This is a genomic window from Alteromonas australica, from assembly GCF_000730385.1.
GTDB classification, from domain to species: domain Bacteria; phylum Pseudomonadota; class Gammaproteobacteria; order Enterobacterales; family Alteromonadaceae; genus Alteromonas; species Alteromonas australica.
The window spans coordinates 4,228,069-4,253,295 of sequence record NZ_CP008849.1; the positions used below are offsets into that span (position 1 = coordinate 4,228,069).

At 45.8% G+C, this 25,227-nt stretch carries 16 protein-coding genes; 8 read left to right on the forward strand and 8 right to left on the reverse strand.

Translation table 11 applies throughout. The annotated features are described in order from the left end of the window. Window position 1: 1 nt before the first annotated feature. Entirely contained in the window at window positions 2–2,113 is a 2,112-nt protein-coding gene (locus tag EP13_RS18445; protein WP_044059150.1) for a TonB-dependent receptor, read from the reverse strand. A gap of 223 nt (window positions 2,114–2,336) precedes the next feature. Here EP13_RS18445 and EP13_RS18450 point away from each other — a divergent pair, with 223 nt between their 5' ends. Continuing rightward, a complete protein-coding gene (locus EP13_RS18450) occupies window positions 2,337–2,819 on the forward strand; it encodes a GNAT family N-acetyltransferase (RefSeq protein ID WP_044058555.1) in 483 nt (160 codons plus the stop codon). Between the two features lie 125 nt (window positions 2,820–2,944). Next, complete coding sequence (plsB, locus tag EP13_RS18455) at window positions 2,945–5,392, forward strand: glycerol-3-phosphate 1-O-acyltransferase PlsB (protein ID WP_044058556.1); 2,448 nt, start codon at window positions 2,945–2,947, stop codon at window positions 5,390–5,392. A 91-nt stretch (window positions 5,393–5,483) separates the two neighbouring features. Here the strand turns inward: plsB and ilvA are convergent, their stop codons facing one another. Together ilvA and ilvD are read right to left on the reverse strand one after the other, a co-directional pair. Continuing rightward, on the reverse strand, window positions 5,484–7,022 hold the full coding sequence (ilvA, locus tag EP13_RS18460) for a threonine ammonia-lyase, biosynthetic (RefSeq protein ID WP_044058557.1): 1,539 nt from the start codon (window positions 7,020–7,022) through the stop codon (window positions 5,484–5,486). Beyond that, window positions 7,019–8,869: a dihydroxy-acid dehydratase gene (gene ilvD, locus EP13_RS18465; protein ID WP_044058558.1), complete on the reverse strand. Its 1,851-nt coding sequence runs from the start codon at window positions 8,867–8,869 to the stop codon at window positions 7,019–7,021. The genes ilvA and ilvD overlap by 4 nt, the downstream gene beginning before the upstream one ends. A gap of 541 nt (window positions 8,870–9,410) precedes the next feature. Between ilvD and EP13_RS18470 the strand changes: the two genes are divergently transcribed. Continuing rightward, window positions 9,411–10,025, forward strand: coding sequence for a trimeric intracellular cation channel family protein (locus tag EP13_RS18470; RefSeq protein WP_044059151.1), 615 nt, complete (start codon window positions 9,411–9,413; stop codon window positions 10,023–10,025). Window positions 10,026–10,115: 90 nt separating this feature from the next. Then, window positions 10,116–11,630, forward strand: coding sequence for a YifB family Mg chelatase-like AAA ATPase (locus EP13_RS18475; RefSeq protein WP_044058559.1), 1,515 nt, complete (start codon window positions 10,116–10,118; stop codon window positions 11,628–11,630). Here the strand turns inward: EP13_RS18475 and ilvY are convergent. Beyond that, the gene (ilvY, locus tag EP13_RS18480) at window positions 11,627–12,499 is read right to left on the reverse strand and encodes an HTH-type transcriptional activator IlvY (RefSeq protein WP_044058560.1); all 873 of its coding nucleotides are present in this window, start codon (window positions 12,497–12,499) and stop codon (window positions 11,627–11,629) included. The genes EP13_RS18475 and ilvY overlap by 4 nt on opposite strands. A gap of 155 nt (window positions 12,500–12,654) precedes the next feature. Here ilvY and ilvC point away from each other — a divergent pair, with 155 nt between their 5' ends. Then, a complete protein-coding gene (gene ilvC, locus EP13_RS18485; protein ID WP_044058561.1) occupies window positions 12,655–14,133 on the forward strand; it encodes a ketol-acid reductoisomerase in 1,479 nt (492 codons plus the stop codon). Window positions 14,134–14,209: 76 nt separating this feature from the next. On the opposite strand, the gene EP13_RS18490 is transcribed toward ilvC, so the two are convergent. Both EP13_RS18490 and EP13_RS18495 read right to left on the reverse strand, forming a co-directional pair. Then, entirely contained in the window at window positions 14,210–15,457 is a 1,248-nt protein-coding gene (locus EP13_RS18490; RefSeq protein WP_052364490.1) for a multidrug effflux MFS transporter, read from the reverse strand. A gap of 216 nt (window positions 15,458–15,673) precedes the next feature. Then, window positions 15,674–17,620, reverse strand: a complete 1,947-nt coding sequence (locus tag EP13_RS18495; RefSeq protein ID WP_044058562.1) for an alpha/beta hydrolase family protein — start codon at window positions 17,618–17,620, stop codon at window positions 15,674–15,676. Between the two features lie 395 nt (window positions 17,621–18,015). Between EP13_RS18495 and EP13_RS18500 the strand changes: the two genes are divergently transcribed. Continuing rightward, on the forward strand, window positions 18,016–19,836 hold the full coding sequence (locus EP13_RS18500; protein ID WP_044058563.1) for an autotransporter assembly complex protein TamA: 1,821 nt from the start codon (window positions 18,016–18,018) through the stop codon (window positions 19,834–19,836). Continuing rightward, window positions 19,833–23,576: a translocation/assembly module TamB domain-containing protein gene (locus tag EP13_RS18505; RefSeq protein ID WP_052364491.1), complete on the forward strand. Its 3,744-nt coding sequence runs from the start codon at window positions 19,833–19,835 to the stop codon at window positions 23,574–23,576. Before EP13_RS18500 ends, EP13_RS18505 begins: the two co-directional genes overlap by 4 nt. 66 nt (window positions 23,577–23,642) lie before the next feature. Here EP13_RS18505 and EP13_RS18510 read toward each other — a convergent pair whose 3' ends face one another. Together EP13_RS18510 and EP13_RS18515 are read right to left on the reverse strand one after the other, a co-directional pair. Beyond that, entirely contained in the window at window positions 23,643–24,221 is a 579-nt protein-coding gene (locus EP13_RS18510; protein ID WP_052364492.1) for a hypothetical protein, read from the reverse strand. Beyond that, on the reverse strand, window positions 24,214–24,720 hold the full coding sequence (locus EP13_RS18515; RefSeq protein ID WP_044058564.1) for an RNA polymerase sigma factor: 507 nt from the start codon (window positions 24,718–24,720) through the stop codon (window positions 24,214–24,216). Before EP13_RS18515 ends, EP13_RS18510 begins: the two co-directional genes overlap by 8 nt. 225 nt (window positions 24,721–24,945) lie before the next feature. Between EP13_RS18515 and EP13_RS18520 the strand changes: the two genes are divergently transcribed. Beyond that, a complete protein-coding gene (locus EP13_RS18520; RefSeq protein ID WP_044058565.1) occupies window positions 24,946–25,218 on the forward strand; it encodes a hypothetical protein in 273 nt (90 codons plus the stop codon). Window positions 25,219–25,227: the final 9 nt, after the last annotated feature.

Sequence of the window (25,227 nt, forward strand, 5' to 3'; positions counted from 1 at the left end):
ATTAAAAGCTGTACTGTAAACTAATACGTGCGTTTAACGGTTCACCCGTTGAGATGTTGTTATCGTTATGTGCTGATGGGAAGTAATCCTCATCAAACAGGTTTTCTACGTTAAGCTGGAACTTCAAGTCCTCGCTGTAGTTGTAATACACAGCCGCATCAACCCGAGTGAAATCAGGCAGAGTAACACTGTTACTTAACGAGGCGTATTGCTCAGATTGATAAATTACCCCTAAGGCAACCCGCCACTGTGTGTTCACTTGATACTGATTCCAAACGGTAAGCATATGCTCGGGTAGCTGCGCAAGATCTCGGTTTGCAAGTTCACCGTCACTAATACGACCCATTTCTTGCCCATCTAGATTGCTATACCCTGCATTGATAGTCCATTTTTCACTAAGCGAACCCACCACCTGAATTTCGTATCCCGAGGTTTCAGTACCGGTCAGTATTGACGCTTCTGGATTGTTAGGATCCTGAGCTGTGCCGTTTTCTCGTTCCACTTCAAACGCAGCAGCGGTCACGCTTAAACTGTCTGATACATTCCACTTCACACCAATTTCTTTGTTTTCAAATTCTTCAGCGTCTAAGGCTTGAGAAGTAAGCGAAAGGGTTAAGAATTGATCTCCCGAGCGTGGCAGAAACGATTTGCTATAGCTTGCGTACAAAGACACTGATTCGGCTGGCTTATAAATCACACCGGCTCGAGGAGATACCTGAGAGTCTGAGCTCGTTAATAATCCATTGTTACCATCGTCCGCGCCATTATTCACTTCGATGGTATCCACTACATCTATGTCAAAGTTGTCATAGCGTAGGCCAGCAACCACGATCCAGTGCTCACTGAGCTTGATTTCATCTTGCAAAAATACTGAGGTAAAAGTGACATCTGAGGATCTGTCGCGAACCGCATCGGTTAACGTCATCTCTGGAATCACTAGTGGATCAGAAAACCCAAAGGTTACCTGATCATCTTGGCTATCAGCGAAAAACGCATCTCGACGATCGTTAGCAGTTTCTTGATTACCATATTCCACACCGGTTAACACCGTATGCTCTATGTTACCTGAGGTGATTTGACCAATTAAGTTCACTTGCACTAGCGCATTTTCACGCGCAGTGGTGTCGCGATAACCATCGAGAGTGACGGTACCCGCTTGATCGTCAAAATTAACCGGATAAAGATTTTGGTACGCTTTGTCATAATCGGCAAATTGCAAAGAGCCGTTAAGATTCCAGTTTTGAGAAAGACTGTGATCAACGCGAACCCTTGCTATATGTGCTTCAAGCGTCGTGTTGTTAAAGTCAGGATCACCAAAATATGTGTTGTCGTAACCTTCTAACGGCGCACCATTAAGTGACGGAACGCCCCGGTCCACCAATCGGTCATCATTAACGTATTCATAAGACGCGACTACACGAGTATCTTCGCTCACATGCCATGTGTAAGTAGGGTTAAACGCGTAACGCTCGCCGTCTTTGAAGTCGCGATGGTTATCAATGGCATCGAACACGCCGTTAAATCGAAACGCATTTTTTTCGTCGATCACCTTGTTGGTATCAACGCTAATTGACCCTGCAGAAAACGTATCAATCCCTGCTGACAAGGTGGTGAAGTTTTCTTGGGTGTCGGCCACCTTAGTCACACGGTTAACCACACCACCGCCGCCGCCACGGCCAAACAATAACGCATTGGCACCGCGTAATATTTCTACACGCTCTAAGTTATAAAGTGGGCGAAAATACTGAACATCATCACGTAAGCCGTCCACAAAAAAATCTGCTGTCGTATTTTGACCTCGAATCGTGACTTGGTCCCGATGATCTTCGCCTAACCCAATGCTCACGCCAGGTGTGTACTGCATTACATCTGAAATACTAAATAACGCTTGCTGCGCAATTTGCTCAGCGCTTACGACAGATACTGATTGAGGTACATTTATCAGTAAGGTTGGCGTTTTTACTGCGGTAGCCACCTGCTGACCAAAGAACGCGCCTCTTACGGTAATACGTTCTACGCTTTCTTCTTTACTGTCGGTTTCGTCAGCCAGTGCCACGTTGCCATATAAGGCCAATAACACAGCGGCAGAAATTGCTTTGGTGCTAAGTTTCAAGAATGTCTCCCCAATGCTCAGATGAACATAAACGTTTTTATTAAAGTGTTGATGACGCGAATGATAATAGTTGTTAATAACAATTAAAAGTACATTTAGCAAAAGTTAAACTAATTTATATATTGATGCCATCTCACACGTCTGGGCGATACCGTGGCATACGTACGCCAAGGCCATTTTTCATGCTATATTTGCGCAATGATAAGAATACCCTCAACAATCTATGCTACGTTTTCATAGTTACTCTGATGCACATGCCCCGTATTTCGACGCCATAAATCGACAATGGATAACCGAAATGTTTGTGCTAGAAGCCATAGACGAGCAGGTAATCAGCAACCCTGCTACCTATGTTATTGCGCCGGGCGGGCATATTTGGTTCGCAGAACATCCTGACCTTGGCATAGTAGGCACCTGTGCATTGATGAAAAAAAGTCCAGGGGTCTTCGAACTTACTAAGATGGGCGTGGTCGGTACTGCTAGAGGATTAAAAGTCGGTGAGGCGCTGTTACAGCATGTATTGAGTCAGGCTCCTTCAATTGCTTACAACACCCTTTTTCTTCTCACCAACAGAAAGTGTGAGGCGGCTATCCACTTGTACGAAAAACTAGGGTTTAGACACTGCCCAGATATTATGCAACGCTTTGGCGCAGCGTATGAGCGATGTGATGTAGCCATGCGTTATACAACGCCCAAAACAGCCTAATATTCGTGACGAAAATAACCGTCTATACTGAGCCTTGTATCGCCGTCGCCTAGGTTGGGAATGCGTGTATTTCCTTAAGGTGTGATACACTTTCTCCGTTTTAATTTCATAGGATCACTTAATTCATGTCGTGGATGCGAAAAGTCCTTTTATCGGTATTTCATTATCCTGTTAAATTGTTAGTAAAAGCGCACAGTATTCCCGTCAATGTGGAGACCGAGCTTGGCATAGATAAGGGCAAGCCCATTGTTTACTTGTTGCCAACTAACTCAGTAACTGACCAGTTGGCGTTAAAGATGTCTACACAAGCACTCGGACTGCCCGTGCCCACAGACACATTAACGCTGGCGGGCCGCGAATATCCTTCTACGTTATTTTTGCGTAAAACGCCGCCTATCTTTAGAAGCGCAGCAAAGGACACGGGGATTGAAGATGTCTTTACCGACTTATTCCACCTTCATCGTGACCATGAAAACCTCGACCTTCAGGTGGTTCCCGTTTTTGTATCTTGGGGCAGAGCTCCGGGCAAGGGTAAACCAGGCCTCAGCGATTTAATTGCCGATAATGCCGCAGCAAGTTGGCTACGAAAACTATTCATCGTGTTGTTTTTAGGCCGCGATAATTTTATTAGTTACTCAAAGGCTGTATCTGCCCGTGCCATGTCTAATCAGCACGGTAGTGATCAACGAATAGCCCACAAACTTGTCAGGGTAGCGAGTACTCACTTTCAAAGAAAACGTCAAAGCATGACTGGGCCTACGTTGCTTGAGCGTCAAGAGTTAAACAATAGCGTTTTAGGGTCTGATGCGGTGCGTCGCGCCATGGCAGAAGAGTCTCGCAGCAAAAAAATCAGCCATGAACAAGCCAAAGAGCGCGCACAATCTTATGTGACAGAAATCGCCGCTGATTATCGAGAGGGGCTAATTCGCTTCGGCGACCGCTTACTTACGCGCATTTGGAACAAAATTTACAATGGTATTAGTGTTGGTCACGCTGAGCGCATACGCGAACTCGCCGCCAATGGCCACGAAATTGTCTATGTTCCCTGTCACCGAAGCCACATGGACTACCTGCTACTCACCTACGTTATTTACCACGAAGGCATGGTAACACCGCATATCGCCGCGGGGATCAACCTTAACTTCTGGCCAGTAGGTAAGATTTTTCGACGAGGTGGCGCCTTCTTTTTGCGTAGGAGCTTTGCCGGCAATAAGTTGTATACCGCCGTGTTCAGAGAATATTTAGAATTGCTATTTAACAAAGGCTATTCGGTAAAATATTACCCTGAGGGCGGTCGTAGTCGCACAGGCCGTCTTATCCCTCCCAAAACCGGCATGCTCGCCATGACAATTCAAGCCATGCTGAAAGGCGTCAACCGGCCAGTCAGTATCGTACCTGTCTACATAGGCTACGAAAACGTCATGGAAGTCAAAAGCTACCTTAACGAATTAAAAGGCTCGAAGAAGAAAAAAGAGTCGAATTGGCAGGTGTTTTCAGCCATTAGAAAACTGAAAAACTACGGCCATGGATACGTTAATTTTGGTGAGCCCATTCAGCTAAATCAGTTCTTAGAGAGCCACGTACCCAACTGGCGAGATTGCAGAAATGCTGAACCTGAGAAAAAGCCAGCCTGGCTCACCCCAGCGGTTAACGAGTTGGCTAATAATGTGATGACGCGGATTAATCGCGCGGCGGCGTTAAACGGAATGGCGTTGTCGTCACTGTGCTTATTGTCATCGAAAACTCACACAATGAGTGAAGCTGAGCTGAAACAGTCTATGGGCGATTTTGTTGCCCTGTTTAACACTGTGCCATTTAGTGACGATGCAACTATCCCAGACCTCAGTGTTGACGATCTTTATGCTGAAACCATGAAGTTAGGACGGTTTGATATTAAAGAAGACGACTACGGTCGACTCATTAGCCCTCAACCTAAGTCGGCAATTTACCTCACCTACTATCGCAACAACATTCTGCATTTGTTCGCATTGCCAGGATTGATAATGGCCTGCGTATTTGCCCATAAAGGCACATCGAAAAATGCAATATTGCAGCTTATTGCGGCACTTTACCCTCTTTTACAACGAGAGCTTTTCTTGCATCTATCACAAGACGAAGCGCTTTCACACACCGATGCGTTAGTGACAGCTTTGCTGGATTTAGGGTTGTTGCGGCAAAAAGGTGATGATTTGCTGCCTCCCGGAGCGCAACAAAAGCAATTTCATTCCGCATGGCTATTGAGTCGCTGCATGCAGGAAACCTTACAACGCTATGCGGTGGTGTTAACTATCTTAGATAGGGAAAAGACGATTAGTCGCTCCACCCTTGAACGCACAAGTAAACAAGTTGCAGAACGCTTATCAACATTATATGGCTTAAGCTCCCCTGAGTTTTACGACAAGAACGTACTGTCTAGCTTTATTTCAGCCCTTAAAGACAATCACTGGCTAGATTCCGCTGAAGACGGCAGCTTAAAGTATTCGGAAGAATGTGAAGGCTTACGAGAAGATGTCATGGCGCTAATTTGGCCTGAAATGGCCCAGCACTTAGAAAATGTGGCATTCCATCATTGATGTTGTAAAGCGTAGATGAGTGCACTTTGTGTCGCCCCAGGGTAAACAATGCTTAACCTGGAACGACACAAAGTGCAAAAAACGTTACACCCTAATTGGGTTGTGAAAGGAAAAACTGATAAGCAGGGTCGTTGGTCACTTCCTCTACCTTGTAACCCAGTTCAGCCACATGGGTATTGAAAGCGTCACGACTGTCTGGCGCAATATCGAACCCAGCCAACACTAAGCCCTCTGCCGCACCATGGTTACGATAATGGAACAATGTGATGTTCCACTGTTCACCTATGGTACTCAAAAAGTTGAGTAATGCGCCTGGTCGCTCGGGAAACTCAAAACTAAATACCTGTTCATTCAATATGGTCGGGGGTCTGCCACCGACCATATGCCGAACATGCAATTTAGCCAGTTCATTGTCTGTTAAATTAAAACAATCGTAGCCTTTCGTCGCGAGGTCAGTTTGTAACGTGGCAAACTCTTGCTGCCCGCCTTTTAACTTCACGCCAACGAATATGTGAGCTTCACTGTCACTGGCATAGCGATAGTTAAATTCAGTAATCGCTTTAGCACCAACACACTCACAAAATTGCTTAAACGCGCCTTTTTTCTCTGGGATTTTAACCGCAAACACGGCTTCTTTTTGCTCGCCTAATTCGCAGCGCTCCGACACATAACGCAAGGTGTGGAAGTTGATATTCGCGCCGCATAAAATGCCGCCAAGCTTCTTGCCTTTTAGGTTATGCTGTTTCACGTATTTACGGATTGCCGCCACAGACAAAGCCCCGGCAGGTTCGGCGATAACTCGGGTGTCATCAAAAATATCTTTAATTGCGCCGCAGATTTCGTCGTTAGTCACAGTGAGAGTTTCATCAATAAGTCGGTTGCATAAACGAAAGGTTTCTTGCCCCATCACTTTCACCGCTACACCATCAGCAAAAATACCCACACTGTCTAACTCGGTGGGCTGTCCAGCTTCTTTTGCTTTGATAAAGCACGCCGACTCTTCTGATTCTACCGCAACTATTTTTATACTCGGCTTTAACTGTTTAAGATAAACCGCAATTCCGGCGGCCAATCCACCGCCACCCACAGCAACAAATAGAATGTCTAAATTTGGGTTTTGCTCAAGTAATTCCCGGGCAACCGTGCCTTGACCCGCAATAACGTCGGGGTCATCAAACGGCGGTACAAACGTGTACCCATGAGTGTCGCATAAATGCTTCGCATGGCTACTTGCTTGGTCGAAGCTCGTGCCATGCAGTACCACATTTACATTGTCACCACCGAAACGTCGCACGGCATCTACTTTAATATCTGGGGTGGTTTGCGGCATAACGATGGTGGCTTTTATGCCTTTCATCTTGGCACTATAAGCCAACCCTTGTGCGTGGTTACCCGCAGAAGCCCCAATCACCCCAGCATCTAGTTGCGCTTGTGATAGCGAACATATGCGGTTATACGCACCACGCAACTTAAAGCTCTTTACCGGTTGTTGATCTTCCCGTTTTAGAAAGACGTCATTACCCAATTCTGCCGACAAAAGTGACATGTAGGATAACTCACTGGCCACGGCCACTTCATAAACAGGTGCCAGCAGTATCTTTTTTAGATAGTCGTGATCGCTGACGGTCATAGGTTCTCCAATTTCGTCACATCACGCACAGCCCCTTTATCTGCACTTGTCGCTAGGGCCGCAAATGTTTTCAACGAGGTAGACACTTCACGGACACGGTTTTTCGGGCGCCAAGGTTTTTCACTGGCTTCCATTTTCGCTCTTCGTGCTGAAAGCTCTTCATCGCTTATGGCAATGTTGATGCTACGATTTGGAATATCAATTTCAATCTTATCGCCATCTTCCACTAAGCCAATACCACCGCCACTGGCTGCTTCAGGCGAACAGTGTCCAATAGACAAGCCACTGGTGCCACCACTAAAGCGACCATCAGTCACTAAGGCACAGTGCTTACCAAGGCCTTTAGATTTCAGGTATGACGTGGGATAAAGCATTTCTTGCATACCCGGTCCGCCACGAGGGCCTTCATAACGAATGAACACCACATCGCCAGCTTTCACTTCATCACCTAAAATGCCTGCCACAGCGTCATCTTGGCTTTCGTAAATGCGCGCTGTGCCGTTGAATTTCAAGATAGATTCATCAACACCAGCTGTTTTTACGATACAACCATCTTCGGCCAAATTACCGTATAGCACGGCAAGTCCACCTTCTTGGCTGAAAGCATGCTCAATGGAGCGAATACAACCATTTTCTCTATCATCATCCGCGGTATCCCAGCGGCAATCCTGACTGAATGCCTGAGTGGTTCTAATACCCGCAGGACCAGCACGGAAAAACTTAATGGCGTCTTTATTCTCAGGGTTGGTGATATCCCAGTCGCTAATAACCTCTGTAAGCGGCTTACCCAGTACGTGCTGAACGTCGGTATTTAATAAACCCGCTTTGTGAAGCTCACCTAAAATACCTAAAACACCACCGGCTCGGTGCACATCTTCCATATGGTATTTTGGCGTAGATGGCGCAACTTTGCATAAATGAGGCACGCTACGTGAAAGACGATCGATATCATCCATAGTGAAAGGCACTTCCCCTTCCATTGCTGCGGCCAACAAATGCAAAATAGTATTGGTTGAGCCACCCATTGCAATATCGAGGCTCATGGCGTTTTCAAAAGCACTAAAATTGGCAATATTTCTTGGCAACACGCTTTCGTCATCGTCACCGTAGTAACGCTTACACAATTCTACAATTTGCTCTCCGGCTTTTTTGAACAAGCTTTCACGATCGGCATGGGTTGCCAACATTGAGCCATTACCAGGCAGCGAAAGGCCAAGCGCTTCCGTTAGGCAGTTCATTGAGTTTGCGGTAAACATCCCTGAACATGAACCACAGGTAGGGCAGGCAGAACGTTCGATTTCATCGGTGTCGGCATCGCTAACTTTATCGTCAGCAGCGGCCACCATTGCATCCACTAAATCGAGCTTAATAAGCTGATCAGATAACTTTGTCTTTCCCGCTTCCATGGGGCCACCTGACACGAAAATAACCGGAACATTCAGACGCATGGACGCCATCAGCATTCCCGGCGTTATTTTGTCGCAGTTCGAGATGCAAACAATTGCATCCGCACAGTGTGCATTTACCATGTACTCAACGGCATCAGCTATGATTTCACGCGAAGGTAAACTATACAGCATACCGCTGTGCCCCATTGCAATACCGTCATCTACGGCAATGGTATTAAACTCTTTCGCAACACCGCCGGCCGCTTCAACGCTTCGAGCAACCAATTGCCCCATATCTTTAAGATGAACATGTCCCGGCACGAACTGCGTGAATGAATTAGCGATAGCGATAATGGGCTTTCCGAAATCAGAATCTTTCATACCAGTGGCGCGCCATAACGCGCGCGCTCCTGCCATATTTCTACCTTGGGTAGTGGTTGCAGATCGTAACTTGGGCATAAATCCTTCCCGTTTTAAATAAGCTTAAAAATGTATTTGTTCGACAGTGTCGTCAACATCTCAGTTGTTTGCTATTGGTGCGTATAACCCCATTAATGGGTTATGAACAAGATGAGCGAGTATCATAGCTTGTTCAATGACGTCTTACTTCTTTAAACGCTATGAGACAATATGCCTACGCGCCGACGTACATAATAGCGATATAACATGAGTGACTAGACTATGCTTAGCACTGTCGCAATTAAATGTTTTAGGTCGTTCACGATTGAGTAAAAGCGAGAATACAAGGTAGCAAATTCATGCTAAACCTTTCTTTCGCATAACTAATTTGACGAGTAATAACAGCGTCCTTTTGCTATTACTTAAATGAATGGTTGCTCATTAGGGCTTATGGCTTTTACCCTGAAATTACAGTGCGCTTTTTAACGTCTGTATTGTAACGGCAAGAAATAGCATGAAAGTAGGGCCGAAATCAAGTATTTTGCGGCCTTTCGCCTATATCTATGGGCAAATTAACAAGAAGAAAACGGTAAATAATAAGATGATAGATTGGTTTCATTGGGCGAATCTGGCGGGTGTGGCAGTATGCGCCATCTCAGGCACCTTAATGGCATATCAAAAGCGAATGGACGGATTCGGCGTTATTGTACTTGCCAGTGCCACCGCAATTGGCGGCGGCACACTAAGAGACATGATGCTAGATGTTCCCGTCTTTTGGATTGCCGACACCGATTACCTTTACACCACATTAATTGCCGCTTTTATTCCTATCATTTGGTTGCGAGTGAGCCCTAGATTCCCTTATCACTATTTGCTTATTGCAGACGCATTTGGCTTAGCGCTTTTTAACGTAGTCGGCATTGAAAAAGCATTAGCCAACGACACCGGTATTGCGGTAGCCATTGCTATGGGCACCATTACCGGGGTTTTCGGAGGCCTATTGCGAGACGTCATTTGCCGAGAAGTCCCCTTGGTATTGCACGGTGAACTTTACGCGACCACCTGCATAGTGGGCGGTGTTGTGTATGGCCTAGCAGCCTACTTTGGTTTTGCCACCCAATGGTGTGGTATTGCTGCACTCTCCACCACCGTATGCTTTCGCCTAGGTGCCATGCGATGGCATTGGGAAATGCCCGTATTTAATAGAGAGCATTAAACGGGTTACCCCCTAAAATACCATCCGAAGTACAGTATTAACTGACGCCCAACTTACATACATTACTCTTCTTATTAAGGAGAGTTGTTAATGAGTATGGCAGTTGTAAAAACCTTCGCAGGGCAGGGTGTGTCTGCCCCAGAGGTCTCAGTAGAAGTACACTTGGCAAACGGTTTGCCTGCCTTTCAATTGGTAGGCATGGCAGAAACCAGTGTCAAAGAAGCTCGCGAGCGCGTACGCAGTGCATTAATAAACAGTGGGTTTGACTTTCCCGCCAAGCGAATTACGGTCAACCTCGCGCCAGCGGATATTCCTAAATACGGCGGACGATTCGATTTACCTATTGCCGTAGGTATATTAGTGGCTTCAGGATACCTTCCTGATACCTGTTTATACGATATCGCCTTAGTGGGTGAGCTAGGCTTAAACGGCGAAATAAAATCCGTAGGCGGATTAATTCCTATTTTAATGGCCAGCGCCCATGAAGGGCTGCCGCTTATTTTTCCAGGGGTAAATGATGTAGAGGCTGCCATGGTTTCTTATGCCACGCGCTTTCCCGCGTTTGATTTACTCTCAGTCTACGAGCACCTCGCCAAAAACACACGCTTACAAGAAGGGCAGCCTTATAAAGAACCTAGTCGTGCTAGCGAGATTAAGGGCTGGGATGACATAATAGGTCAAGCACAGGCCAAACGCGCCCTAATCATTGCGGCCGCAGGCGCGCATAATCTACTTATGGTAGGCCCTCAAGGTACAGGAAAAAGTCTTTTAGCCAGCCGCCTACTTAGCTTACTCCCTCCGTTGTCAGAACAAGAAGCGTTAGAAGTTGCCGCGATACACTCAGTAAAAGGCGAAACCATTAAGCCCACAAACTTCAAAACACGAAACATGCGTTCGCCTCACCATACAAGTTCTGCAGTAGCCCTCACCGGCGGAGGTTCGCACCCGATTCCGGGTGAAATTTCGCTAGCTCATCATGGCGTTCTGTTTCTAGACGAATTACCTGAATTTGGGCGAAAAGCATTAGATGTGCTGCGGGAGCCCCTTGAAACCGGTGATGTACATATATCCCGCGCTTCAGGAAGCGCCACGTATCCGGCTAACTTTCAATTAATTGCAGCAATGAACCCCAGTCCCACTGGCGATATTGACGACAACCGGCTTACGCCTCAACAGCAACTCAATTATTTGAATCGCCTCTCTGGTCCGTTGCTCGATCGCATCGATATTCAAGTTGAAGTTCCCAGGCTTGCTAGCTACGACTTGTCGGTACCGATTTCACAACACGATGATTCCATTCATCAGGCAAAAAAACAGGTTATGGATGCCCAATCTCTACAACTGACACGCCAAGGAAAAACCAATGCTCAGCTTAGTGGCGCGGAACTCGCTACCTTATGTCAGCTAAACGATACCGATTTGCGATTTTTACAAGCAGCAGCCAAGCAGCTCAATCTTTCTATGCGAGTGTTTCATCGTACGTTAAAAGTAGCACGCACTATTGCAGATATAGAAGGGCAAACACAGGTGCTTCGGCCGCACTTAAGTGAAGCATTGGGCTATCGGGCCTTAGACAACTTAATCAAACAGTTAAGCAGTCATTAACCACGAGGTATAAAATCCAGCTTCAAAAATGCATCAATAAGCGGTTCTTGCTGCTTATCTTGCAGGCAGCATAGACCTAGCGCATAAGGCTCTATATCTTCTACAGCAATCTGGGTCACGAGACTTGCCATACTCGAGTGATCAAGCACCACTTTGGGCACAAAACCAATACCACATTCTAACGCCACCATACTAACAATGGCTTCATTGCCCCCCACTGATGCGTACACATTCGGCCTAACACCATGTTCGGCAAACCAATGGTAAGCAATACGTCGGGTAGGGCCATGCTCAGGCATAATCACTTGATGTTGTGTCCAGTTTATTTGCGCCAATTGGGTGAGCCGCCACTCTCTCGGCGCAATAAGCACTAGAGGTACATTGTCGAGTGGAGAGAAGTACAAATCAGTGGGCAAATCAGGCGTATGAATGGCTATTGCCAGATCACATTGCTTCTGCTTAATTTTTTCAATAGACAATGCCGGGTCACCTGTTATTAAGCGGATATCCACACCGGGGTGTTGCTGTCTAAATTGCCGTAAAATGGCGGGTAAGTGGCTTTGGCTAGCGGTGACTGAACAGAAAAGACTAATCTCGCCTTGCAGCGCTTCCGTATCTTCTTTTAAATCTGCTTTTAATTGTTGCCAATCCTTTAACGCCTGCGTAGAAAAAGACAGCAACTTATGACCACTGTGGGTTAATGCCACTTTGCGGTTGTCTCGCTTAAACAGAGTACACCCTAATTCGTCCTCAAGCCTTTGTATCACGCGGCTTAGCGTAGATGGGGAAACATACATTGCCTCAGCGGTATCGCCGAAATGTAAGCTTGTGGCAAGGTGCTTAAACAACTGAAGACTACGAAAATCCATAGCATTTCACTTTTTGCAATATTATCTTGCAAATATATCATTTTCCAAAACAAAATAAATCCCTTAATCTCTCCATCAAGTCGTCATAGACGAGGTAATCAACGCCACGGTTGGACGTTGATAATGACGAAAATGAATGTTGTTCGGAAATTTTTATGGCTAATTATTTCAACACCCTGTCACTTCGCCAGCAGCTAGATCAACTAGGCCGCTGCCGTTTCATGGCACGCGAAGAATTTGCTGACGGTTGTCAGTTTTTAAAAGGCAAAAAGATCGTAATCGTAGGTTGCGGCGCGCAAGGTCTTAATCAAGGTCTAAATATGCGTGATTCAGGGTTAAATGTTTCTTATGCGTTGCGTCAAGCAGCGATCGATGAGCAACGAGACTCTTACAAACGTGCTACCAGCAACGGCTTTACCGTTGGCACGTATCAGGATCTTATTCCTGAAGCTGATTTAGTTTACAACTTAACCCCAGATAAGCAGCACGCTAGCGTAGTAGAAGCCGTCATGCCGCTTATGAAGAAAGGGGCTACCTTGGGCTACTCTCACGGTTTCAACATTGTTGAAGAGGGTCAGCAAATTCGTAGCGACATTACCGTGGTAATGTGTGCGCCGAAAAGCCCAGGTTCTGAAGTACGTGAAGAATATAAGCGTGGCTTCGGTGTACCAACATTGATTGCTGTACACCCAGAAAATGACCCTGAAGGTAAAGGTTGGGATCAAGCAAAAGCACTAGCAAGTGCAACAGGCGGTGACCGCGCAGGTGTACTTGAGTCATCATTTGTGGCTGAAGTGAAATCTGACCTTATGGGTGAGCAAACCATCTTATGTGGTATGCAACAAGTTGCAGCGGTGCTTGCTTTTGAAAAAATGGTTGATGATGGTATTGACCCAGGCTATGCAGGTGCACTTATTCAGTATGGCTTAGAAGCGATTACTGAAGCACTTAAGATTGGCGGTGTTACCAACATGATGGACCGTCTTTCAAACCCTGCAAAAGTGAAGGCATTTGAGCTTTCTGAGCAGCTAACAGATTTACTTCGTCCGTTGTTTGAAAAGCACCAAGACGACATTATCAGCGGTGAGTTCTCTCGCACAATGATGGAAGATTGGGCAAACGGCGACGCAAATCTACTTAAGTGGCGCGAAGAAACCGGTGAAACCGCGTTTGAAAATGCCCCAACTTATGAAGCCGAAATCAGCGAGCAAGAGTTTTTTGACCACGGCATTCTATTAGTTGCCATGATCAAATGTGGTGTAGAAGTGGCCTTTGACGTGATGGTTGAAGCAGGCATTTTACCTGAGTCAGCGTACTACGAGTCACTACATGAAACACCACTAATTTCAAACACAATCGCGCGAAAGCGCTTGTATGAAATGAACGTAGTAATTTCTGATACCGCAGAATATGGTAATTATTTGTTTGCTAACGCAGCCATTCCAATTTTGCGCGAGAAGTTTATGCCTACTATTGATACTTCAGTTATCGGCAAAGGCTTGTCAGCTACTTCTAACCAAGTAGAAAACAAGCGCCTTGTAGATATTAACGAAGCCATCCGTTCACACGGTGTGGAATCGGTAGGTAAAACCTTACGTGGCTACATGACTGACATGAAAGCCATTATAGGTTAGGACAGTTTCTGTCGTTAGGTGCTTAACTAAGCCCTCTTGCCCGACCATTTTGGTCGGGCTTTTTTATGCCTAATGCTTATACGTGACCTTCACGCACTTTTTCCGCAAAGCGCACGGCAACATAAGACAACGCAAAAAACACGCTAAAACCATAGCCTATTGGCAGCAAATTTCCCGCCAAAAAACTATCGACAAAAAGCGCAATTGGCACTGAGAACAAGCTAGAAAAAGAGCCAATAATAGCCGCCCCTAAACCTGCCATTTCGCCAAGAGGTTGCATAGCCATGGCATTCAAATTACCAAACAGAATTCCCACAAAAAAGAACCCCACGAACATAGTAGAAACCGTTAACCATAAAGGCGGCAAGCCATCGAAGATGAGTAACAACGCCAAATAGACACAGGCAAACCCATTTGCCCCTTTCAGGGCAAAGCGACATAGTCTTCGCATCCCAAATTTCATCACCATTTTACCGTTGAAATAAGAGGCAAGGCCGATGGAAAACGCTAAGGTTGCAAAAATATAGGGAAACATATCTCCTACATTATAAAACACCTGAAAGATGGTTTGAGACGCACTCAAGTACGCCAGAAACGCACCAAATATACACGCCATAGCAAAGGTGTACCCCATTACCTCAGGGTGGGTAAGAATAAAGCGAGATGAAGCAATGAACTGTTGTACTGAAAACGGTTTACGTTTACTCCGTGGCAGTGTTTCACCTTGTCGAGTGAAAAACCAAGCCCCGGTAAGCGAAGCAACCACTAAGAACAAAGTGAAAATATGGAACCATGAAGATAAGTCCATCACTGTTTGTCCGATAATGGGGGCTAACATAGGCACAAGAATAAACACCATCATAATAAATGACATTACCCGCGCCATGGCGTCCCCCACATAAAGGTCTCGAATAATCGCCATAGATGCTATTCGCGGGCCCGATACGCCAAATGCTTGAATCACTCTGCCAACTAACATGGTTTCTAAATTAGTCGCGGACATGCATACAAAGGTGCCTAACGCAAAAATACACAAGCCGACTAAGATGGTCAGTCGCCTACCCCGACTATCTGAGAATGGCCCAAAGAACATTTGACCCAAAGCCATCCCTACAAAGAAAAAAGTCACAATTAAATGGGTGTGATGCGCCTCTTCTACATTTAATGACTCGCCAATTTGCAACAATGCCGGCAGCATAGCGTCGATACTGAGGGCAACCAATGAAGTCAGTGATGCCATTAATGCGACAAACTCAATCAAACCTAACACCGGACGTGTGCCATGGCGTGCTTGTTCTACAGATTTATCACTGATATTTGACATAAGGTCTCACATAACGAAATTGAAGGCTGCCCAGAGTTTTACGTAAAGTGACATAATGCTGGATGACTAAGGCAGTAATAAGGGTGAGGATTTTAACGCAATTTAGCGCAAAAAGCCGCCAGTAACACAACCACTTGTCGTGTTAACTAACGGCCTCAACGGTTTGACCTAGGCGCATTGCACCTAGCTAAGTATTACATGAGTAATAAATTGCTTTTAATTAAGATGTTTAGATAGAAAAGCATCCATTTCTTCAAAAAACGCGTGTCGGTTTCTTTGGATTGAAAGATGGTGATCGCCCGCTTCCAACTCAACATACTTATAGTCTTTGTTGTGCTTTCTTAACGCTTCCGCCATATCGCGACTTTGATCAATATGAACAATACGATCCTCTTCGCCATGTACCAACAAAATTGGCGCTTTTATAATGTCGACTTTGGAAATCGCCGAACGGGCAAGTAAGTCTTTATCGTCATCGCCAATCTGGTTTTTGACAAACTCGGAGTTTTGGAACATACGGGACTGTTCGACAAGGGTTTTCAAACTGCTCACACCAGCAAAGCTGACCGCGCATTGAAATAACTCTGGGGTTTTCACTGTCGCCATCATAGCCGCGTAGCCACCATAGCTCGCCCCGACGATACACATATTGTCTTTTTCAGCGTAACCTTGCTTAACCATCCAGTTAGCCGCGTCGGTGATGTCATCTTGCATGGCCAAACCCCAGCCTTTCATTTGGTTCTGAGAAAACTCATAACCATAGCCTTCAGATCCTCTAAAATTAGGGCGCAATACGGCATACCCTTTATTAGTGAAATACGCCGTCCAATAATCAAAGCCACTGAAGTCACGGGCACCAGGTCCACCATGAGGGTGAATAATGGTGGGGAAGGGGCCATCACCTTTAGGTAAAGTGAGATAAGCTTCTATCTCAACACCGTCTCTGGCTTCGTAGCTAATTAGTCTATGCGGACTAAGAAGTGCAGGTTGAATTTGCGGGTATTGTTGAAAGAGGAAGCCAAGTGAACCTTTGGCTCTATTTCCGATAAAGTAATTTCCCGGCTGTGTATCCGACTCTGCGTAAAGTAGGTAGGTATTCCCATCTCGGCTGAAACTCGTTAAGGTATTATGAGTATTGGGCAGCGCTGTATCTAACCCTTTTTGTAACTCTTTATAGCCTTCATCCCAATATTGGCGGCCATCGTGACGTATACCAATCACCTCTCTCGTTGTAGGTGAGTAAATAAGGCCACCTGATACGTCGTAGCCTTCATCCGCGTAAACTTCTGTCGATATTTTGGTCGTCAGATCTATTTTAAATATCGCTTTATAATCGCCTTTATATCCCCTGTAATAAAGAATATTTGGATCAAGAGCAAAACCTAACGGGTAAATGCTTTTATCCGACATTGCGTTGTAGCTAAATAAGGTTTCCCAGTCATTATCAACACGAAGCAGTACCTCAGTATCACCCCCCCGATAATTTCGCGTGACACCCAAGCGTACGTTGTGTTGCTGGTCTGTCATCCAAGTTCGAATTTCATTTTTCGATTTTTCAACAATTTCTGTATCGCCATTGTTGATATTCACTTTGTATACCGAAGGTTTACCCGGGTTTTCTACATCAATGGCCATGAGGATATGTTTAGGATCATCAGGCAACCAATCTACAACCGTATCTTGGAATTGAGGCGCAGAGCGCGCATTTGGAAATCGGCGTTTTAACTTACGAAAATCTAAAATTCGAAATGGGTCTTCACCTTGAGCGTCGTAGTCCATGGCCAATAATCGCGTTTCATAAACCCGCGCATTGTATTGCTTTCTTGCGTAACGAGCGCTAATGACAAGCCGATCATTACTTACCCACTTAAACCAGTTTATTTTTACTTTTTCGTTGTCAGATTGAAGTAAATAATGTGCTTTGTTCGTCGTAAGGTCGAAAGTGGCCAGCACACTCACTTCATTTGGCTCTGTTAGATTTTGGACATACGCTATACGTTGCCCGTTAGGAGAAAGTGACGGCCCCCAATAGGCGGGCAATTTACTAAAATGAGAATAGTGAAGAGGCTTTGCCTCATTTTCGGCACTTGTTGCGCCAAATGAAAATAGAGTTAAGCATACTAAAACTACACACGAAAATAGGTGTAATTGGACAACACGCATAGGCATTCCTTCGCTTTATTATTGATTTATATTGGTTCATTAAACAATGAAAGTCTGTTTGACTATACAGATTTTTAACTTTTGATTGAAGTCATTCTATCGAAACCTTCGTTAAAAACTAACACCTGTCAATTGGCCCCGTTACGGTGATCTTGTAAATTTTTACGTGATGTTGATCCCTAATAAGGGGGTAATAACTAAAAAGCGGGTAACACAGGGAAATTGGCTTCGTCGCAACGTTTAATTTGCTGACCTTAGCAGGCTAGGGCTTAGGAAGGGATGTGCTATCATGAAGTGACGCGATATCATTGTTGATACCTGTAGCATTTGCATCGCCACAAGCGATGTTCACTGACCGAACTCACTATTTGCGCAAGAAGGAATTGCATTTCTAGATGCCACCGCACTTATCTTCGTTCTACATTATAACTTACACCCATACTATTTCGTGGTGTCGTTCCGTTTGTTCTTTAGCAAAACCTATTTTCCTGAGTGCGTTTCTTGTTCTTTTACCGTTAAATGTCTACGCAATTTCCTATTCAATAAAAGGCGTAAAGCAAGATGCTATAAAGGACAATATTCGCCTGCATCTTAATAACCTAGACGTTGAAACTGCCCTTTTGGACGACCCTTTTTGGCAAGATGAAGTTAAATCTACAATAAGCACGGCCGTTGAGCCCTTTGGGTATTACAACAGCGACGCTGAAATTACTATTGACGGCAACAACAAAGTGGTTGTTACCGTCACACTTAACAGCCCACTCATTGTGGCAAATGTCACTCGTGAGATTATTGGTAAGGGGCGAGACGACCCAGCGTTTAGGCAACGCTTTAATGGGTTTAGCCTCAAGCAAGGCGATGTACTTCACCAGCCTACATACACTTCATTTAAGTCTTCTATGTTTAACTATGCGTTATCCCACGGATATTTTGACTTTCACTGGCAGGCTACCCGCTTAGATTTAGTGCGCGAAAACAAAGAAGCCAATATTCTATTAATTGCGCAAAGTGGCCCTCAATATCAATTCGGCCCCTTAATCTTTGTCGGCGAAGACAAAGCAAAAGACATAATTCAACGGCTAGCCCCTTTTTCAGAAGGCGAGCCCTATTCTTCAGCCGCTTTGACTGACTTTAACCGCAAACTAAATCAGTCTGGTTACTTTAACCGAGTTATCGCGCGGCCCGTCGTCAGTGAAGCCGAGGGCTTATTGGTGCCCATTGAGGTCTCACTCGCCCATAGACCAAAAGACGCGTTTAATGTGTCAGTAGGCGCAGCAACAGATACGGGCCCTAGGGTACGTTTAGGTTGGGAGCGTCCGTGGGTAAACGACAAAGGCCACTCCGTGAGTGCGGATATCTTTATATCTGCACCAGAGCAGTCTATTACTGCAGACTACCGAATTCCACGACGCAATATTACCCGCGACTACGTCAGTATCGAAGCCGGTTATCAATTCATTGATTACACCAATACATCCATAGAAAGTGAAACGCTCTCGCTATCTGCCCATCGCTACTGGCAATATGACGAATCACCTTGGCAGCACGACTTTTCAATCACTTACTTGCAAGAAACCTACAATGAAGGCGATGAAATTGATACCACGACCTCGCTCATCATGCCCGGCTACGCCATTAATTATCTTGAGAAGGATAACGATTTACTCATTAATTTCGCGCGCTACTTTAAGTTCTCTACCCAAGTTGGTAGAGATAACGCCGGTTCAGATATTAATATTGTTAAGTCCTTTGCCGAAGGCATGTTTATCCATACGCTCAACGAGAACCACCGCTTTACCGTGCGCGCTGAAATCGGCGCCATAAAAGCCAACGACTTCTCCCAGGTACCAACGTCTATTCGTTTCTATGCTGGGGGCGATCAGAGTATTCGCGGGTTTGAATACAGAGATATTTCACCTAAAGACGAAGTTACCGACCCTGAAACGGGGGAAACCTCCATTGAGTCCATTGGCGGAAAATACCTGGCTACCGCAAGCGTAGAATACGCTTACCGTGTGGCTGAAAATTGGCGAGTGGCCGCCTTTACCGATGCAGGCACTGCAACAAACGATACGAGCACTTCACTCACCTACAGTGTCGGGTCGGGTTTTCATTGGTTGTCTCCAATCGGCCCTGTTCGCGTGTATGTGGCCCGGGGCTTTTCTCCAGACGAAACCACCTGGAGACTGCACCTGATGTTGGGGCCTGAACTATGAGGAAGCGTACCACTACGGCTATTTTACTGACACCGGTCTTTCTTCTGGTTCTGATATACGGGTTACTGATTAGCCCATTAGCCGGCCCAATGATAAAGCTTATTGCGAATCAATTTGTTGCTGGTCTCAGTGTTGAAAAAATGGAGGGCGGGCTAGCTGACTCGCTGTCGTTTCAACACGTAGATTACCGCAATGAACAATGGCATGTACATCTAGAAAAAGCAGACTTAGATGCCACGTGGCGCTGTTTATTTGAGCCCCGTGTGTGTATCAATAATATATCCATAAACGGGCTGACCGTCACACAACTAGGTTCTGCCCCTGCGCAACCCCAAAAGAGCAATGCCCCCTTTAGTTTGCCGCTGCCCATCGACATAACGCAGGGCAACATGGAGAACTTTACCCTTACGTTACCCGACCAAACCATTAGCATCGGCACCCTTGCGCTCTCCCAAGTGCAAGGCGATCGTGAGATTAGCATTGATGAAATTGCCTTAGACACCGTGGTTGTGACGCTACTCACCCAAGAGGAAAAAACTGCCGCACCCAAAACATCCACACTTCCGACGCGCTACTCTCTTTCGTATTCTGCGCCTCAGTTACCCACATTAAGTAGCCCTATTCCGGTCAGTATCAATGGGTTTGAAATGACTCAAGCAACACTCATTCAAAAAGGCGATACTGATGAGATTCAAACCTTACAGGTTGTATCTTTCGACGCTTTGTCGTTTGAACAGAGCCAGCTGGTGTTACGGTCACTCTATCTATCCCACCCGCGCGGAAAGGTAAGCGGCAACATTCACACAACACTGTCTGCAAATTTCCCCCTTGAAATAGATCTACAGGGCGAAGGTTACTTAGGCGATAACACCCAAGAACAAATGTTTGAATTAAGCGCTTCTGGCGCCCTTGATGACTTGACAGTAGAGGCTTCCACCGAAGGTGAATTTAATGGTGTGTTGTCGTTAAGCACAAACCTATTAAGTGACCAGTTACCCGTTTCTTTTTCTGCAAACTGGCAAACACAACCTATCCCCACCCTGAAAGAGGGTACCTTGCATGACGGCGAGGTGGTGCTAGAAGGTACTATGGGTAATTACCTACTTAAAGGAAACGGGGGAGCTACCCTTCCTGATGTGGGTAATGTCCCAGTGGCGCTTGATGTGGTGCTGAAGAAGAAAAATATTTTCGTCAATCAAGCCGAGGTTAGCGCCCTAGGCGGGAGTTTACGTAATACAGGCACCTTGCACCTTGGTGACGCTATATTCTGGGAAGGTGAAACTCAACTAACCGAAATTTCTGCTACTGATTTTTCACCTTATGCCCCAGAGTCGCTATCAGGGCAATTCGAAAGCATTATGCAATGGTCTCCAGCCGGATTAGAAATGAGTATTCGCAACTTAAACGTGGAAGGGCGATTGCAGCAAAAGCCGTTGTCTGTGGCTGGCGCGTTTGTGTATTCAGGATCAAACGATTTAGCGGTGGCTAACCTCACCATGAAGCAGGGCAGTAACGAAGTGGCTGTGACCGGACAGGTGCTAAACAATCGCTATTTAAATGCAGATATCCACGTTAATGTTGCTGCGATTTCAAGCTTGTACCCTGATGTATCAGGCACGATAAAGGGAAATGTGGTTGCCAGAGGCCCGTGGAACAACCCCAATGCAACTGGCTCGCTGGCCTTCAACGATATTAACGTCGCCAGCCAACTGTCAGCGCCCTTGTCACAGCAAGGGCCGTTAAACGGTGAATTAGAAATAAGTGGCCGCTATACCGACCACACCCTTAATGTAAACCTCATTCTTCTAGATCATGAAGCGGACATTCGCCTAAAAGGACAATGGCAAAACCACGTTTGGCGCGGGCAACTAGAGAGTAGCGCACTAAAACTGGCAAATACTGAATGGCAGTTAACCAGCCCTTTTGCGCTATCAGTAGGTACCAGCCCACTAAAAGCCGATGTCAGTAGCCATTGTTGGGCATCGCGGGGCAATGGCGAACTGTGCATCGATGCTGTGCATTACCAAGACAGTACAGCGAAATGGCACGTGTTTGCCAAGGCATTACCGGTTGGTCTGTGGGCAAACGAGCTAGCCCCAGACATTGTCTCAGCGCCCTCTAAAGCAACTTTGTCTTTTAATTCGAAAGGGCAATACGCCCCGCAAGACCCTATTGACGCCACTTTTGATGTTTCCCTTTCTTCTGCAGATTGGCAGTTGGGTGTTTCACGCCCGCTCACTATAAGGGTTAATAACGTCACCACCACAGGTACCTTTAAGCAAGGACAGTTACAATCGCAGTCACTGATCACCAGTGCAGACTTAGGCGAGGCCGAGCTTAACTTTAACGCCAATGTACTGGGCGAAGAAAAAGACATCGATGGCCAATTGACGCTCAAGAACATAGATGTTGCGCCGCTGAAGCCTTTATCTCCGGCCATCCGCACCCTAACGGGCGTGCTCAATGGTGAAGTAGAGATTGGCGGAAATTTAGCCTCTCCTACCCTAAATGGTGAAATGCAAATAAACAACGGAGCCATTGATATTCAAGACACACCGGTCTCGTTGGAAAACTGGCAACAACGCATTGTATTAAATAATCAACAAGCAGATTTCAATGGCAGCTTTATTCTTGGTGGCGGGGAAGGCGCGCTTAATGGCAACCTAAGTTGGCAAGATACGCCGTCGGTTAACTTCAATCTTAAAGGCAGTAAATTTGAAGTTCGCCAGCCTAATATGCGCTTGCGGGTGTCACCCGATATTACAGTGAACGCTAACGCTGAGCGGGTAGATATTACCGGTAGTGTGAATATACCTTGGGCAAGAATCGAAGTGGAGTCACTGCCAGAAAGTGCGGTTTCTCCTTCCAAAGATGTTCATCTTCGAGGTGAACCGCCAAAAGAAGAGCCACTTGATATTGTACATGCGTCTGTCATGGTGAATATTGATAAGGCCAAAACCAAAGAAGTGAAGTTTGAGGCTTTTGGGCTAAGTGCAAGTTTGCATGGTGGCGTAAAAGTGAATACCCAACCCGCGCTGGTGGGCTTTGGCGACTTGCAAATTCTAGATGGCCTTTATAGCGCCTATGGCCAGCAATTGGTGATTCAAACCGGTGAAATCCAATTTAATGGCCCGCTAGACCAACCTTTACTGCTGGTAGAAGCTATTCGAGACCCCGATAAAACCGACGATGACGTTATTGCCGGTATTCGTATTGATGGGGCAGCAGATGCGCCCAGCATCAACCTGTTCTCTGAGCCCGCAATGGATCAACAAAACGTTTTGTCGTACTTGCTTACTGGGCAAGGCGCAGATGCCTCCTCTGGTAGTCAAGACCCTAACTATGGAGCCATACTCTTAGGCCTTGGCCTTTCTAATACTAAAACCTTGACCGGTCAAGTGGGTGAGGCGCTAGGTATTGATGATTTTAGTTTAAGTACAAACGAGTCAAAACTGTCCGTTACAGGGCAAATTAATCAACGCCTTTCTGTAGAATACAATGTGGATGTAGGATTAAGTAACAATGACACCAGCTCTACACTCAGACGTAGACAAGACCCGCCGGATTTAGCATTACGCTATCAACTTTTGCCTCGCCTATTCTTAGAAGCCGTGCAAACCACCATTGAAGATCAATCAGAATTTGCATTAGATTTATATTACGAGTTCTTCTTAGGGGAAAGTCAGGTGCTGCCGGATAGCGATAACGAGGCCGAACAAGACGACAGTAAAAACGAGTAGTCACTAATCGGCCTAGAGCATCACTATGGCAAGCCAGCGTTCGTTTGCTGGCCATAGTGTATCCCCTTAGTATTGGCTGCTTCGCATGGTTTTCAGCCCATCTAATTGACGCCTAAATCGCTGTTCTCTTTTTGCTGCCCAAACATACCACACCCCCATGATAAAGGCGGTCGCGGCAAGCACCCCAAACATAAAGGACAACTTCGATGTGCTCACATCGTCAACAACATACTGTAATGCCATGGTTAGCATCACCAACACCATTGAAATCCATGTAGAGTGTTTGGTAATGATGGCGATACGTACGTTGTTTTTAATTTGTTTGGTCAGTACGTCCAAGTGATCCAAGGTTGACACATTTCGTGAAAACGCGGCAACACGCCTAAGCCATAGCTGATAAATTAATAGCGGCAATGCAATAACACCAACAGTAAGATTCACCGCCTTCACAGTAAAGGACAGTTCGCTCCAAAAGTGATAAAGCAGGAACAATGCTGGAATAAAAGCACCGATATCAACAGCCATATAAAGCCGTTGCTTTTTCCGCTGACTCATAAAGCCTTGTTTCACTGCCGCCATGTCTATGTCGTTCACAGTTTGCGCTTGCCACAGCGATGATAACTCGGTGTGCACTTGCTCAGACATTAGATACCTCCTGCAGAATACGTTGCTTTGCTCGTTTTAAAATGACACCCACGTGGTTTTTAGTTAACCCACAAACATCCCCAATTTCGTCGTAGCTAAGCCCCTCTAAAGACAAGGTAAGTACTTGCCTTGGTTGAACGGGCAGCCCACGTACCGCATTGAGTAATTGCCCCAGTGACTGATGGTGACTGGTGGAGATCTCAGGAGAGCATTGTTGACTCACGTATGCTTCTGCGCCTTTGTCTTGGTCGTCGTAGGGATGGGTATCTACGCGCTTCACTTGCTTGGCGACATGCGACACCGCTCTATTATGCGCAATTTTTAAAATATAGGTTTTCACACTGCTATCACCTTTAAATCGCGACAACCCTTGCCAAACCGCAATAGCAATCTCTTGTAAGAGTTCTTGCTGCATTGCTTCATTGGCTTCATAACTATTTGCAACACGACCCAGTAAGGCGCCGTATTGCGCAAATACATCCTCAAACCCTTGGCCCAACGTTCCATTTCCCCATAACCACTAACCGATTGGCGCAGCACATCATTTCGATTCTACGCCTTGCCTATTCTTGTTTTCATTGACCGCTTACTTACTAGAGTCTGCGCGTTGAATAAAAAATTACATCTAAACAGAAAGTCGCTGTAATTTTTTCTTCGCATCAGCGACTAGCTTAGTAAATCCGAACACACACTGAGTTCATTACCACAGCATGAGGATAACCAAATGTCGACACTAAGCCTTTTAATGTTATTTAGCGGTATTGCCACCATTGCGCTCATCGCATGTTACTTGGATGCAAAATTTCAATGGCGATTGAATGATTGGATGAACGGACGATGCGATAACCCCTTCATATCCTCAGAAACCAAAACACTAAAGGCATGCATACAGGAAAAAGATGAGAAAATTGATGCCCTTACCCAGCGCATTGAGACGCTTGAAGCCATAGTGACAGAGCCCGCCTATGAGCTAAACAAGAAAATCAATGCACTGTGACAGTAAGCC